The following is a 14,954-nucleotide window of genomic DNA, read 5'->3' on the forward strand; positions in this document are numbered from 1 at the left end:
GAAACATAGATCAACTAAGCGTTCGAGCTGTCTCGACAAGCTCTATCGCTTCTATAATATCTCCAACTTTCAAATCGTTATAATTCTCGATCCCTATTCCGCATTCAAAGCCTTCCTTGACTTCGCGCGCATCATCTTTGAACCTTCTGAGCGATCCAACCATACCGGAATAGATAATTTTACCATCTCGAAGTAGACGCACACGGTCTTTGCGGTTCATGCGGCCTTCTTTGACATAGCATCCGGCGATGACGCCGATTTTCGGCACTTTAAAGAGGTCGCGCACTTCAGCCATACCGACAAAACGCTCGGAGACTGTCGGAGATAGAAGTCCCTCAAGGGCTTTTCTTACATCGTCCTCAGCTTCGTAAATGATATTGTACTGGCGAATATCCACCTTCTCGCGTCGGGCAACTTCGCGGGCGCGAGGGTCGGGAGCGACATGGAATCCGATAATAATGGCATCCGAAGCCGCAGCAAGCAGAACGTCCGATTCAGTTATCGCACCTACCCCCCGGTGAATGATTTTTGTGGCAACTTCAGTTGTCGAAATCTTTCCGAGTGTGTCGGCAAGGACTTCGACCGAACCATCGACGTCCCCTTTAATAATAAGTTTAACTTCCTTGATTTGCCCTTCCTGAATTCGGTCGAAAACCTTTTCCAGTGATACAGGGGCCGAAGGACGGCGGAACTCATATTCGCGCTTCAACTGGCCTCGTTTGAGTGTGATTTCTTTGGCTTCCTGATCATCGCGAACACCCAGGAAGCTATCGCCAGCCTGGGGAACACCGGAAAGTCCAGTTATCTGCACTGGGGTGGAAGGACCAACCACCTGAAGGGACTGGTCTTTGTCATTGACAATTGTTCGCACACGCCCACTATAAATACCGGCAACGATAGGATCTCCGATTCGGCAAATACCTCTTTGGATCAGAACAGTCGCAACTGGTCCCCGTCCTCTTTCGAGCTTGGCATCGACAATTGCACCTTGAGCGCGAATCGATGGGTCTGCCTTGAGCTCCATAAGCTCGGCTTGAAGCAGGATCATATCGAGAAGCCTATCTACACCCTGACCCGATTTGGCGGAAATCTCAACCATGATCGTCTTTCCACCCCAGTCTTCAGCGAGAAGATTAAGCTCGGCAAGTTGGCGTCGTACATTTTCCGCATTGGCTTGCGGCTTATCAATTTTGCTCAAGGCAACGATAATAGGCACGCTGCCTGCTCGAGCATGGTCAATAGCTTCGACGGTCTGAGGGCGAACACCTTCATCTGCGGCTACAACTAATACGACAAGATCGGTCAGCTGTGTTCCTCTGGCGCGCATCGCGGTAAAGGCCTCGTGACCGGGGGTATCAAGAAATACAATTCGTTCATCACCGTGAGAAACTTCATACGCGCCGATATGCTGTGTAATTGCGCCGGCTTCGCCCGCGACAACATTCGATTTGCGGATGTAATCGAGTAGCGAAGTTTTTCCATGATCGACGTGCCCCATAATCGTCACGACAGGTGCGCGGACGGTAAGCTCTTCTTCCCGCTCGGCTTCGCGCGAGGATTCTCCAATTTCGGCAAGTTGTTTGGTTTGAAAACCAAACTCAGAGGCGACCATGCTGATGGTATCCATATCCAGCCGCTGATTGATAGTTGCCATGGAGCCCATCGAGAATAGTTTCCCGACAACTTCGACTGCCTTCACATCCATCAACTTTGCGAGTTCGGCGACCGACATATACTCGCTGACTTCAATTATGTTTTCGTCAGCAATTTCAACACCACCCTCTTCTCCATCACGTCGGAATCTCTTTTTGCCCTTGGCGACGCCAAGGGTGGCCATTGTCGCTTTGAAACTTTTTGCGACTTCGCTCTGATCTACTTCGCGCCGGTCTTTCTTCTTACGACGGTCTTTTTTCTTCTGCTTCTTTTCGATTTTGCGCATGATACCGGTAACTTCGGTGTTGACCTTGGCGACTTTGATACCGCCAATCGACGTGTTATCAGAAGATTGTGATGATTGAGTAGGCGGAGGCGGCTGATGATGCTGCTGTTGCTGTGATGGCGGCCTGACACGCGAGGCCTGAATTTTATGTTCCATCTCTTTTTTCGCTACAAGACGCTCCTGAGCGAATTTTATGTTTACACCAGCAATCATTTCCGGAGTTGCGAATGACATATGGGATTTTGGTTCAAATTTTAAATTTCGCAGAATCGTCACCATGGCATTCGAAGATATTTTATAATCTTTCGCCAGCTCATGAATTCGTTTTGGTTTTGAAGCCATCGCTCATCACCTCCTCTATACTGTAAATAGATGTACCGTCAGAAAGACTAAAATTACTATTCATCAGCTCTTTTTCTGTTCGTCGTCGACATTATCCGAGGCCGGCGGGGGTACTTCCATTTTCGCGTCTTCTTTTGCCTCTAGATCGGCGTCACTTTCAAAGAGATCGTCGCCAAGGGTTTTATCACCCTTGCTCTTGGCTGTTTGCGTCTCCGCGCTCTTTTTGACCTTTTCAATTTTCTTGTGCGTCTTTTCAAGTTCTTCTATTGTTGCCTTGGCGCGCTCAAGCAGAGTTTCCGCGGTCTTCTGGCCGATACCTTCAATCTTCACCAATGTTTCAATCGGGGTCGCGGCGAGACGCTGGATGCTGCTGATATCGGCTTCGATCAATCGATCCCGGATCTTTTCGCCGACTCCTTCAAGCTGTCCCACAGGCATAAGCATTTCAGCTTCGCGTTTACGGACATCGTTATGCTCGGACTCAGAAAGTATGTTGACTTTCCAGCCTGTCAGCTTTGAGGCAAGTCGGGCATTCTGGCCGTTGCGACCAATAGCAAGTGAAAGTTTGTCGTCTTCGACGACCACTGTCATCTTCTGTTCAAGTTCATAGGTTTCTATTGAGGTAACTTTCGCAGGCGCGAGGGCCCGTGTGACAAATACCTCAGGATTTGATGAGTATGGCACAATATCAATTCGCTCGTTATTAAGCTCGCGTACTATAGCCTGAACACGCACGCCTTTGATGCCCACGCAGGCGCCAACCGGATCGATTCGGTCATCTGATGAATACACCGCGATCTTTGCCCGTTCACCTGGTTCGCGGGCAATAGCCCGAAGCTCAATGATCTTTTCGTAAATTTCCGGCACCTCCATCGCAAAAAGCGCGCGGAGAAATTCATTGTTCACACGAGAGAGGGTTATCTGTGGGCCGCGCGGCGTTTTCTGAACGTCCTGGATATATGCCCGGATACGATCCCCTTGGCGAAACTTTTCTCTCGGTATTTGCTCGCGAATAGGCATGAACCCCTCGCCGCGTCCGAGATTGACGATAATATTTCCCTTTTCGATATGCTGAACAACTCCGGATACAAGGGTTCCGACTTTGTCAATATATTCTCCGTAGATTCTCTCATGTTCTGCATCGCGAATTTTCTGAGTCAATATCTGCTTGGCCGAAGCGATTGCATTTCGCCCAAACTCGGCTTCGTAATCAAGATAGATATCGAGCTCGTCCCCCTCCTCGGCTTCCTTGTCTATTTCTTTGGCATCTTTCAATCCAATTTCCAAATTCGGATCAGTCACACTCGACACCACTTTCTTGGTGGCCATCATGAACAGTTCATTGGCTTTTCTATCAAACCGAAATGAGATGTTGTCGGAGTGCGCATATTTTTTCTTAGCCGCAGCGAGCAAACTGCTTTCAAGCGTCTCGACGACAGAATCAAAGTCAATGTTCTTCTCACGCGCGATAAGTGTCATTGCCTCGAGCATATCAAATGCCATTCAATCACTCTCCATTAAAAAACTATTTTAGCTCGGCTGATTTCTAATATCTGACAGGAAATCATGCCTGACTCATTCTCAAAGCCAACCGACAGATCGTCGGCGGATATTATACGGGCGGTTATCGCTTTCCTTGTGGTATCAGCAAATTCAACCGTTACAGTCTCGCCTATCCGGTACCGAAAATCCATAGAGTTTGTCAATGGCCGATCCAGACCGGGGGATGAGACTTCAAGGGTGTAGCCTTGGTCGAAAAGATCAGTAGAATCGATGGCATCGCCGACAAGGCGCGATACATGGGTACACTTCTCAAGCGATACCCCTCCCTCGCAATACACAAACAATCGTACTGTGGCATGGTTCCGGTATTGTGAAAACGACATATCGGCCAACTCACAACCGTGCTCCGCCAAAGGCTGTTGAACCAATACCTGAATCCTCTCTTTTAACTTTTCTGACATCTCCAGCAATCCAAAAACAAATGGAGTGGGCGCGGCCCACTCCAAGAACCTGTTATAATAGGGTTTAAGTTCTTACCACGCAACTAAATTATACCTTAATTGAGCTCATCCGACAGTTTTTTGACGGCTTGAACGATATTTTCAACCAAAACAAGCGTAACATTCGCCTGACTTCGTGCTTTTAACTCCACATGACCATCTTTCAACGACTTATCTCCTATCACGATTCGGATGGGCAATCCGATAAGATCGGCATCGTTTAATTTTACTCCGGCCCGGTCATTTCGGTCATCGAGCAGGACATCAATGCCCGCATCGATCAAATCTTTATAAATCCGCTCAGCGGCCTCTTTTTGAGGCTCCTTTTCTATGTTAAGAGGGATAAGTTCAACCAGATAGGGTGCAATGTTTTTAGGCCAAATTATCCCTTTATCATCAGAGTATTTTTCGAGCGCCGCCTGAGGCGTCCGAGTGATTCCTATTCCGTATGAGCCCATGAGCATCGGTTGCTCTTTGCCTTCAGCGTCAAGGAATTTTGCTTCGAGAGCAGATGAATATTTAGTCCCGAGCATGAAGGTATTGCCGACCTCAATCCCTCGTCGAACCGTCAATGTCCCGCCGCAATTGGGACACATATCTCCGGCATTGGCCTTGGAGATGTCTTGCACTTTGGTGGCAGCGAAATCACGCTCGATGTTGGCGTTGACAATGTGATGCTCACTCTTGTTCGCGCCAACAACAAAATTTTTCATCCTGACTATCATCGGGTCAACATAGAGCGGTATATTTTTGAGTCCAACCGGACCGGAGAAACCAACCGGCGAACCGGTATGTAGTTCAACCTGAGTGGGATTGGCCATTTCAAGTTCAATCGCGCCCGCTACATTTTTTAGTTTGACCTCATTGAGTTCCCTGTCACCCCGAACCAGAGCCGCTATCGGTTTGCCATCGGCCATATAAATGAGTGTCTTCACAAGCTGTGACGATCGAACTTTAAGGAATGCCGCGACTTGTTCGATTGTCGATGCACCGGGAGTGTGAACGGTTTCCTTTTCATTGAGGATTGAATCCTGATCAGCGAGACGGGATAGGCCAAACATTGCTTTCTCCACATTCGCCGCATAGCTGCATGTCGGGCATGATATGATGACTTCTTCACCCGCACTTGTATCGACAAGGAGCATGAACTCATGGGCCAGCTTCCCACCCATCGCTCCGGTGTCCGATTCAACTTTGAGTACATCAAGCCCGGCGCGCTTGAAGATGGAGAAATAGGCATCGACCATTTTCTGATACGATTTGTTAAACGACGTATCGTCGGCATCGAAGGTATACGCGTCTTTCATAAGAAATTCTCTGCCACGCATGAGGCCAAAGCGCGGACGAATCTCATCTCGAAACTTGACTTGTATCTGATAGAGATTTAACGGAAGCTGCTTGTAGCTTTTCACTTCGCCTGCAACCAAATCGGTAACAGTCTCTTCGTGTGTGCCGCACAGGACCATATCATGCTGATGGCGGTCTTTCAGACGCATCTGCTCTTTGCCAATAGAATTGTACCGCCCCGAGCGCTGCCAGAGTTCAGCAGGACAGAGGACCGACATTGTTATCTCCAAACCGCCGGCTTTATTCATCTCCTCGCGCACGATTGAGCTGAACTTATCGATGACCCGCTGCATAAGCGGCAGATAAATATAGATTCCTGCGGCGAGTTTACGAATATAGCCGCCGCGAAGAAGCAGTTGGTGGGAAATCAACTCGGCGTCGGTTTGTTTCTCTCTTAAAGTCGGTATATATGTGTGCGACCAGCGCATGTCACATCCTTTACTTTTAACAGTTGCGAGCTGCATCCGGTGCGCTCGTTCAATCCTCAGGCTAAAATGAGAATTAGATTGAAGTTTATAAAATAGCTCACAATGTGAAGATAAATCAAATGAAAATTTGACTGATTAAAAACTAAGGGAGTTCATACGAGGAAATATCCCGCGTTTTTGCTCGGTTCAGACCCACCAGGTAACTAAGACGCCGACCCAAATAATACCTGTTGCGACGAAACCGACCGACCGCCCATTACCGACAAAGAGGGCAAGCGCGGAATATAGAAGAGCGATTCCAAGTTTAGCCGTGGTCTTCATCATGGGATGATAGTCAACGGCGTCGGCCACGAGAATCAATCCGGCAATAAGCAAAGCCAAATAAACCAGCCAGTACGGTTGTATTGGGACAGCTTTAGTCTTTGTTTTGTCATTTGCCATCATTGAACTCTTTGAGAAAAGTCTCGATCCCTCTCACTACAGCACCGGCTGCTTTTTTGCGAAAGTCATCGGTCTTAAGCATTGCTTCCTGGTCAGGGATAATCATGAAGGCGCATTCGACCAGCACAGCCGGAAACTGTGTGGGACGATTCACCGCGAGGTTGCCATAGAAGAGCCCGTAATCTGGAGATTTTGTCGCTTTAAGCAGTTCCGTCTGGATTGCTTTGGCAAGGTTTATCGAATGCGGATGGTAATAATATGTCGAGACGCCGTTATTCGTTATCGGATTAATGCCGTCGGGAAGAGCGTTATTGTGTATGGAGACAAACAAATCGGCATTGTTCGCTCTTGCGATGGCGGGACGGTCAGCCAGGGCCACATGGCTGGTATCAGAACGAGTCATGATTACATTAGCCCCTTTTTGTTTGAGCATCTTTGCCAGTATCAGGGAAATGCCAAGATTTGCATCGGCTTCAGTATATCCAGTGGGGCCAATCGAACCCGGGTCAGAGGAATGTCCCGGATCAACGATTATTGTTTTGCCGCGAATTGACTTGGTGTTTTTCGGGGGCTTATGGAGGACAAATGAAAACTTGCTTCCATTGTAATAGCCATCGTAGCCCCATACGTCCTGAGATATGTTCAAATCAAGCTGATACAAATTCGGTTCAGGCTGTGACCATTGGGCGCTCTCGACCAAACTGTCACCGAAATCATATCGTATCCAGTCGGTGTTACTGGTAACACCGAATATTTGAATGCGAATTGACCGCGAGTCGAGCTCTGTAATTCGAAAGGGATGTTTGCCGCTCAAGGCAAAATCTATTTTCACGCTGTCATCATAGCTGTGGCTTCTAATGACGGACAGAAAAGACTTGGGCGGTCGTATGCCGCTGGGCAGGGACACAACCGATATTTTATTTACCCATGCAAATTGGTTTTCAGACAGCCGAAGCTTATACCAGTCCCCCTCTGCACCGACTGCCAGTGCTTCAACTCCCTTGGGCTGTAAAATTGAGAAGTATCCTTTTTGCGGAGCGTGGCGCAAAACCAGAACAGAATCATTGAAGCGAATCGTGAACGGATATTCGGGAGGATTGATGCTCACTTTATAGATCGATGCGCTGACCAACGGATCGAGGGTCCCCGGAGTGATCGACGGCGGTGGTTTTCTGATCGGAACAGGATGCATTGATGCTGAATCCATGCTTTTTGGAGGCTCCTTGAGTTCGCCGGTAAGCAGTTGTTCGTGAGTCGAGGTTCTGTCGCCAAGGTGATATGTGATAGGCGATTTCTCGACAACTACGGAAGAAGGAATTGTATAAAAACCTGCGTATATTCCTCGTATCAATACCGAGTCAGGAATCCTTCCTTCGCCGAACACGGCTTCGCCCCAATATGGCTGTTGACGCGGCTCCGTCTCGGACATGGGAACCGAATCAATTACCCCGGGAATCGAGAACCATGCTGTGTGGCCGGGAGTTGCCAGAAATGAAACTTCCAATACATCTCCCTCAATCAGCACGAGATCCCCAAGGGGAGCGCGATAGTCGCCGGCGATTGCCAGGCTATCCTCGGGAATTGACTTCAGCGGTTCGGGAACCAACACAAAAAGGGAATCGATGCCAATTGGGTCCTGGACAACGACCACACTTGACTTTTTTGATACACTTAGATGAAAGACAAATTCGCCCGGAGTTATTGGAAGAAACGCCAAAAATCCGCCGTCCTTATGGATAGGAATTTCGTGACCGTTTATGTCAAGTCTGTAATCTGAGAGATTGTTTCGATCGACTGAGACACTACCAAGAATAAAGGTCGAATCAACAGCCGTGATGATCTGGTTTGGTTTTGGGTAGACAACGCGGATTGTTGCCGAAGGCGGTTTTGGCGGCATGGTAGCCAATACGCCAAATCCGAGAATAAGCGCAAGACCACTACTCGCTAATATATTTTTCGACAACGTCCCGAAGAAGGCGCGGGCCGCCGATAATTTCTCTGTCGACTTCAATTGATTCCCGATTGTAATTTATTCCTTGGGCTATATCATGTTCAAGCAGATGCGGTCCATCAAGGTCATAATAGTCAGCCAGCGACGACATGTAAACGGATTGAGCAATACCGACCGAAGATTCAACCATACATCCAAGCATGACTTTCTTTCCGTCTTTTCGGGCATTGATGGCAATCCGCGCGGCTTCAAGTATCCCACCTGACTTCTCCATTTTGATATTAATGCCGTCGACCGATTCGAACGCATTTTGGTAGTCCTCAAAGGAGTTCAGTCCTTCATCCATGATCAGTTCAACGTCGCACTTCCCTTTCAGGTGTGGCCATTCTTTGACAAACTCAGCTGATGTCGGTTGCTCAATGATTCGCACACCGGCTCGTGAAAGAAAAAATATCATCTCTTCGGCCTGCTCACAACTCCAGCCAGCGTTAGCATCGACACGAATCTCTTTATTTTCGATAGTCTGAAAGGCTTGAAGCAGTGTGGCGTCTCCCTCACCCCCCATTTTCACTTTGATAATTGGAAAGTCGCTCTTTCTGATGGCCTCTATCATCGCAATCGGATTGTCAATGGCTACTGTCATGGAGCTTTTTATTCCGACCGGAGTGCTCAGCGAAAGGATTTCCCATGGATAGCGCTGGGTTTCGCCGGAAATATAGTTGAGCACCATGGCTATGAGAGCCGAACGAGCGATGGGGTGAATATCAAATTCATTTATGTCCAAAAGTGTCTGGGTGTCGAGGCTCTTGCGGCTGGCAAGAAGTTCGATGCCCTTGTTGACATCTTCTTGAAGCTTTTCTATTCCGGGACCATACTTTACCGATGCAGCAGCTTCGCCAAAATAGCGATTGTTAAGGACGGTTAAGACGTTTGTTTTAATGTCCGCTGAGCCGCCCGATACCGCGAAGGTCTTTTTGAGCGGAAGACTTACCTTTAATGTGTCAAATTGTATCATAATACTCTTCTCGCTTGTTGAAAATTTCTGTCCAAATCTTCGCGATATTCCGGCATGCCCGATTTCAAGCTGTTTATCCTGACACCGCCGCCGCCAATTGACGCATGGATTATGCTTTCTCTGTCTATGACGATTCCGACATGACGTTTGAAAAACAGCAGGTCCCCCTTTTTGGCTTCGTCACGACTCACTTCTTTCCCCGAGCCAATCTGATCTTTTGTATCACGCGGCAATCTCACTCCCACAGAACCATATATCGTCTGGACAAATCCAGAGCAGTCAAAACCAAGAGTTGTGATGCCGCCCCAGAGATATGGAATGCCAAGAAATTTCCGAGCATCTCTAACAATCTGCACAGCCAAACTTTTATCGTTCTTCTGTTTTACCGGACGTGTACTTGACCGAGACAAATAAATTGCTGAGTCATCGGGTAAAGAAAACTTGTTCCGCTGTGAAGCTACATTCTTTCCATGCAACTTTGTTCCGTAGAACAGCGAAAAAGGGGAAATGACATCTCCTTTTGATGTTCCAAAAGTCTTGGCGAACGGCGTTTGCACGACATTCTCACTATCAGCCCGAACAGCTTTTTGGGTTTGCTCACTGGCTTTTAGAAATCGTTCGTCAGCCCAGCCGCTATAACCGTCATTCTGCTTCACAAATACATAACCGTCTTTTGAATCGTATAGTTCAAGCTCTTCTCCGAAGAACAGCTGGGACACCCGCTCGCTGTTGTATTTCGGCTCGGCCCATAGGTCAAGCAGATTGGTTGTAACAAATGCTCTGTTCATACACCTATCCTACAGCTTGTGTCGGATGAATCAATTAAAAAATGAATAGCTGTTTAAGATGGAGAACCTGATGGGATGAGGGGCGGATGGAGAGATCGGTGTAAATCCGCCGGCGCTGTTAAACCAGAAGGTTTAAGCTTTGCGGACTCCGGCAAGGGCCTGCTTGAGCAACGCTACAGCTTTTCGGATATTCTCGGCGGAATTGGCGTAAGACAATCTGATATACCCCTCGCCGTGCCTGCCGAAGGCAGTTCCGGCAAGACCGGCAACACCGGCCTGCTCCAACATCAGATCGGCAAACTCTTGTGACGTCAAACCGGTTCCGGTGATATTGGGAAAAACGTAAAAAGCGCCTTCGGGACGAAGACACGTTATCCCCTCGATTGAATTCAGGCCATCAACTATAATATCCCGCCGAGAACGAAACTCCTCGACCATTTTATCGATAGCAACCTGCGGCCCCTGCAAGGCTTCGATAAGCGCGTATTGAGAGAATGTCGCTGTTGAAGAAAAGTTATTTATTGCAATGGTAAACATGTAGTCGGCCAGCTTTTTGGGCATGACCCCAAATCCAAGACGCCATCCGGTCATGGCATAGGTCTTGGACATCCCGTCAATCATAATCGTCCGTTCCAAGGCGCCGGGGACAGAGCCCACGGACTGAAACGCGACATCATAGATAATTCGGGAGTATATTTCATCAGACAATATCCAGAGGTCATGTTTTTTTGCAAGCGTGTACACACCTTCGAGATCTTCATGAGTCAAAATACCGCCGGTTGGATTGTGCGGAGAATTGAGTATTATCATTCGCGTTCGAGTTGTAATCGCTGTCTCAACATCCCTCAGTGAGAATCGAAAATTATTCTCTTCACGCAATTTTACGGTAACAGGCTTGGCTCCAAGAAAGTTGGTGACAGACCGATAAGTCGGATAGCCTGGGTCCGGAATGATGACCTCGTCTCCTGGGCTTATAAGAGCAAGCATCGAGCAGAAAATCACCGGCTTACAGCCCGGCATAATAATGGAGTGTTCGGGACCAACATCGATTCCCCGTGTTCGGCTCATATAATCTGCGACAACTTTACGGGCAGCGGGTATCCCTCCCGATGGGGCATAATGGGTATGGCCATCTCGGATGGCCTTTATTGCGGCCTCGCAGATGTTGGGGGGGGTGTCAAAATCTGGTTCGCCAATCTGGAGATGAATAATGGACTTGCCTTCGGCTTCCAATTTCTTGGCTTTGGCAAGAACAACAAATGCGCCTTCGGATTCAAGCAGGTCGACTCGTTCAGGATAGTGCATCAGCTGTTTCTCCACATTTGTTTCATGTTGTCCTCGAATGCAAAAATAGCAATAATCGGAAGTCTGTCAATGCTTTTCGTCCGTTATCTGCTTCCACACAGACCTCACTTTTCGACCGAGAGCATCTTTAGTCGAATCATTGATAATTATGAAGTCAGCGGCTTTGTTAAACTCCCTCACGGTCGGGAGTCGCTTCATTCGCTTTTTGGCATCGGATCGTGAAATTCCGCGTCCTTCCAGTTGCGCGAGACGCTGCTCTCTTGGTGCCTCGACAACTATTACAAAGTCGCACTTATTGATTATATCCCAATCCAACAGAAGCGCGGCATCGATGATTATGTATGAATGTTTCTCTTTGGCAGCAGCCACTCTCCGGTTCAGTTCTTTGAGCAAATAGGGCTGGACGATGCTGTCCAGAAGGGCCTTTGTGTCATCGTCGACGAAAGCCCGTCTTGCAAGCTCGCTCCGGTTAAGGATGCCGGATTCATCGAGTATGTCTTTGCCATATTCACGCGCCAACCTGTTCAGGACGGTTTTTGACGAGACAACCACCTCGCGGCCTATCTGGTCGGCTTCGATTATATGCGCCCCACGCTTTGTCAACATTTCTGCCACAGTAGATTTACCTGCGCCGATCTGTCCGGTAAGGCCAATTAGCATTTATTAACAACTCCGGGATTCATTAAGCCACCCACAGAATCAGGTATGAGATCGCCAGCAAACCATAATTGAGGCGCATGAACCACGGCACGCCCCAGCTGATACCATCGACAGTAAAGCGGGAAATTGGCCACAAAAACGGTGTCGGAAAGAAACGTTTGGAGTGTGTTGGAATATCCACCAGGATATGCCCAAGCCAGCCGAAAGCCTGCCAGGGCATCTCGCCTAACAACGCCCATGCTAAACCAAAGGCAAGGCTCCAGAGCGGAATGCTGTGCGTAATATCATAGAGAAGATATACCCACCAAGGGATTGAGCGGTTTAGTTCCTCAAATGACGACGGATCAACTTTCTTCCATTGTGATATTTTCTTTTTGGCGAAAGAATGAATTAATGCCGGGGCAAAGGCTGCCATATCCGCCGCTACTGAATATGCGATTGCCCAATAACGGGTTGAGTCTTCTGCTTTTTGGCAGGCAAGATTTGTCCAAAGGGCATGAGCAAAAATATCCATAGAATACCTTCAATATTGACTTCAGTGCGCTTCAGGTCAAGGAAACTGTTTGCTGTCATTATACGTTTTGATGGTACAACCTTTATATTGCAGTCCGTGAAACAGGACAGGTATATTTTGGCAGTGTTTTAGCCGATAATAACTGCGGAACAGAATCGGTAGGTCTTCTGTGGAAAGAGTCGCTGGGTATGGGCATTCTCGTCAAAAGATTTCTTTTCATAAGCGTCGTTCTTATTCTTGCTGGAGCTGCCTTCGCAGGAGATAAGCATATTTGTTCGTCCTGTAATCGAACTATTGATGGCGGGCGGTATCTGGAAGTTGAAGGGAAATATTTCCACCCCGATCATTTCAAATGCGCCAACTGTAAAATCGCAATCGGCAGCAAACGCTATTACGAAAATGACGGAAAGTTTTACGATGACAAATGCTACACTGCCCTCTTTGTACCCCAGTGCGGTTATTGCCATGAATCAATTGTCGGCCGATATTTTGAAAACAGTGGCAAGCGCTATCACGCGGAATGTTTCCAAAATAATATCGCCCCGAAATGCGCCGAATGCAGAAAACCGATTTTAGCCGAATACACCGTTTCTGACGCCAAAAGTTATCATGCCTACTGTTATAATCAAAATGTCGCTCTCCGCTGTACCCTCTGCGGCGATGTAATCGAAGGCGCCTATCTCAAAGACAACTGGGATAATGCGGTTCACAAATCCCATCAGGGGGAAATCCCCCAATGCGAATATTGTCACCGCTTCATCTCGGAATCATCCGACGGTGGCCAAAGATATGCCGATGGCCGTCATATCTGCGGTTTGTGCCATAAATCTGCGGTGTCCACGCCTTCTGAAGCTAAGCAGATCATGTATAACGTCATAGCATCACTCGCGAACTACGGCATTGTTATCGACATGGAAAAACTGCCGCTCCAGTTAGTTGACAAAGATGATTTGGTGACCGAGGCGCGCAAAGGCCGAAGTGACCTGCTTGGATTGACAAAGTACGACGAAGCCGGCTGGCTGGGCGGGCTGGTGAAGACAAAAAATCTGAACATTCTCATGCTTGATGGTCTCCCCCGCACGCTTTTCACTTCGGCGCTTGCTCATGAACTAATGCATGTCTGGCAATATATGAATGCCCCGCTCAGAAATAACCCAAGCCTGTGCGAAGGCAGTTGCAACTACGCGGCGTATCTGATACTCCGCGAGATTCCAGGTTCAGAGTCACGGTTCTACGCGGAGAATATGATGAAAGATAAAGACCCCGATTATGGCGAGGGCTTCCGGCAGGTGAAGGAATATGTCGAAGCCAACGGCATCCCGGCATGGCTTCACTGGCTCAAAGAGAATAAAGAGAAGATGTGGTAGGGGGTTACGTTGACTTTCTCAATTCTTTGAATGCTACTATCAACGAGAGTGCTCCAACTAACAGAGTATATACAACAAATCTCTCACTCTCACGAGACTCATTTACCCACTCAATTATTTCACCGAGAGAACCAAGAGGTAATCCTTTTCCGCTATCTCTATCTTTTCGAGTGTAATCAAAACCAAGAATAAGCGGGCTAGAAGGAGATGCGTAGAAACGTGTTATCTTATCTTGCAAGTCTGTCATGTTTTCTGTACCAGGTGGCCGTGCCACTCCCCCTACTCTTGCTATGGCGGAAAACACAATTCCCTCATCCTTGTATTTCCTTATCTCAGCATTCTGGCTATTCGTTATTAAAAACTCTATACCTTTACCAAAGCACGGCTCGTCATTAAAGACGATTACCGAGTCTCCAGATTGAACGAGACTCAATCTTTCCCAAATCTCAAGCGCACCTTGTCGTCCGCGCAACCAATCCATAATCCCGGAATAGTCAGCAATTGGGTAGCCAAAGCTAACTGCTGCTATTATGAAAGACCAGAATGTTGACTTACTAATCTTCATTGTATTATTATTCCAATCAACGTAGTAACCTTGCCCGGCTTTCGTGGACAATTAGGTTTTGTGGGGGAGAAATCCTTAGGACGAATATGAACAAACAATACCTCGGTAATCCAAATATTTCTACCCCCGCCAGGAATCGAACCTGAATTTCCGGCTTCGGAGGCCGACGCGTTATCCGTTACACCACGGGGGCAAATCTTGTGTCGGCTCAGAAGGCGTATGGTATGTATGAGAAGCGTGCGAGGCAATAGATTTTTAGGCGGCATTCGCTGTGGGGGCGGGCGTCTTA

Annotated in this window: 13 protein-coding genes and 1 tRNA gene; 1 reads left to right on the forward strand and 13 read right to left on the reverse strand. The window is 47.9% G+C overall.

Features of this window, described 5'->3' with window-relative positions; translation table 11 throughout:
* Positions 1-10: 10 nt before the first annotated feature.
* The 11 genes from infB to SGI97_03935 form a co-directional block, all read right to left on the reverse strand.
* Positions 11-2,281 (reverse strand): translation initiation factor IF-2, encoded by a 2,271-nt coding sequence (gene infB, locus SGI97_03885; GenBank protein MDZ4723032.1) that lies wholly within the window; start codon positions 2,279-2,281, stop codon positions 11-13.
* 63 nt (positions 2,282-2,344) lie between these two features.
* Positions 2,345-3,784 carry a transcription termination factor NusA gene (gene nusA / locus SGI97_03890; protein MDZ4723033.1) on the reverse strand — a complete coding sequence of 480 codons (1,440 nt, stop codon included), beginning with the start codon at positions 3,782-3,784 and terminating at the stop codon, positions 2,345-2,347.
* Between the two features lie 14 nt (positions 3,785-3,798).
* A complete protein-coding gene (gene rimP / locus SGI97_03895; protein ID MDZ4723034.1) occupies positions 3,799-4,245 on the reverse strand; it encodes a ribosome maturation factor RimP in 447 nt (148 codons plus the stop codon).
* Between the two features lie 95 nt (positions 4,246-4,340).
* Positions 4,341-6,059 carry a proline--tRNA ligase gene (locus tag SGI97_03900; protein MDZ4723035.1) on the reverse strand — a complete coding sequence of 573 codons (1,719 nt, stop codon included), beginning with the start codon at positions 6,057-6,059 and terminating at the stop codon, positions 4,341-4,343.
* A gap of 186 nt (positions 6,060-6,245) precedes the next feature.
* Positions 6,246-6,500 (reverse strand): hypothetical protein, encoded by a 255-nt coding sequence (locus SGI97_03905; GenBank protein MDZ4723036.1) that lies wholly within the window; start codon positions 6,498-6,500, stop codon positions 6,246-6,248.
* Positions 6,490-8,511 carry an N-acetylmuramoyl-L-alanine amidase gene (locus SGI97_03910; GenBank protein MDZ4723037.1) on the reverse strand — a complete coding sequence of 674 codons (2,022 nt, stop codon included), beginning with the start codon at positions 8,509-8,511 and terminating at the stop codon, positions 6,490-6,492. Before SGI97_03910 ends, SGI97_03905 begins: the two co-directional genes overlap by 11 nt.
* Positions 8,438-9,466: an enolase C-terminal domain-like protein gene (locus SGI97_03915; GenBank protein MDZ4723038.1), complete on the reverse strand. Its 1,029-nt coding sequence runs from the start codon at positions 9,464-9,466 to the stop codon at positions 8,438-8,440. The genes SGI97_03910 and SGI97_03915 overlap by 74 nt, the downstream gene beginning before the upstream one ends.
* Positions 9,463-10,254, reverse strand: coding sequence for an NlpC/P60 family protein (locus SGI97_03920; protein MDZ4723039.1), 792 nt, complete (start codon positions 10,252-10,254; stop codon positions 9,463-9,465). The genes SGI97_03915 and SGI97_03920 overlap by 4 nt, the downstream gene beginning before the upstream one ends.
* A gap of 132 nt (positions 10,255-10,386) precedes the next feature.
* Positions 10,387-11,574, reverse strand: coding sequence for a pyridoxal phosphate-dependent aminotransferase (locus SGI97_03925; GenBank protein MDZ4723040.1), 1,188 nt, complete (start codon positions 11,572-11,574; stop codon positions 10,387-10,389).
* Between the two features lie 51 nt (positions 11,575-11,625).
* Complete coding sequence (gene coaE / locus SGI97_03930) at positions 11,626-12,219, reverse strand: dephospho-CoA kinase (protein ID MDZ4723041.1); 594 nt, start codon at positions 12,217-12,219, stop codon at positions 11,626-11,628.
* A gap of 22 nt (positions 12,220-12,241) precedes the next feature.
* Positions 12,242-12,733, reverse strand: coding sequence for a hypothetical protein (locus SGI97_03935; protein ID MDZ4723042.1), 492 nt, complete (start codon positions 12,731-12,733; stop codon positions 12,242-12,244).
* A 188-nt stretch (positions 12,734-12,921) separates the two neighbouring features.
* Between SGI97_03935 and SGI97_03940 the strand changes: the two genes are divergently transcribed.
* Entirely contained in the window at positions 12,922-14,100 is a 1,179-nt protein-coding gene (locus SGI97_03940) for a protein DA1 (protein MDZ4723043.1), read from the forward strand.
* Between the two features lie 4 nt (positions 14,101-14,104).
* Here the strand turns inward: SGI97_03940 and SGI97_03945 are convergent, their stop codons facing one another.
* Together SGI97_03945 and SGI97_03950 are read right to left on the reverse strand one after the other, a co-directional pair.
* A complete protein-coding gene (locus SGI97_03945) occupies positions 14,105-14,665 on the reverse strand; it encodes a hypothetical protein (protein MDZ4723044.1) in 561 nt (186 codons plus the stop codon).
* A gap of 121 nt (positions 14,666-14,786) precedes the next feature.
* Positions 14,787-14,858 (reverse strand) — tRNA-Arg (locus tag SGI97_03950).
* Positions 14,859-14,954 lie beyond the last annotated feature (96 nt).

The sequence above is a fragment of the Candidatus Zixiibacteriota bacterium genome, assembly GCA_034439475.1.
Lineage (GTDB): Bacteria > Zixibacteria > MSB-5A5 > GN15 > FEB-12 > JAWXAN01.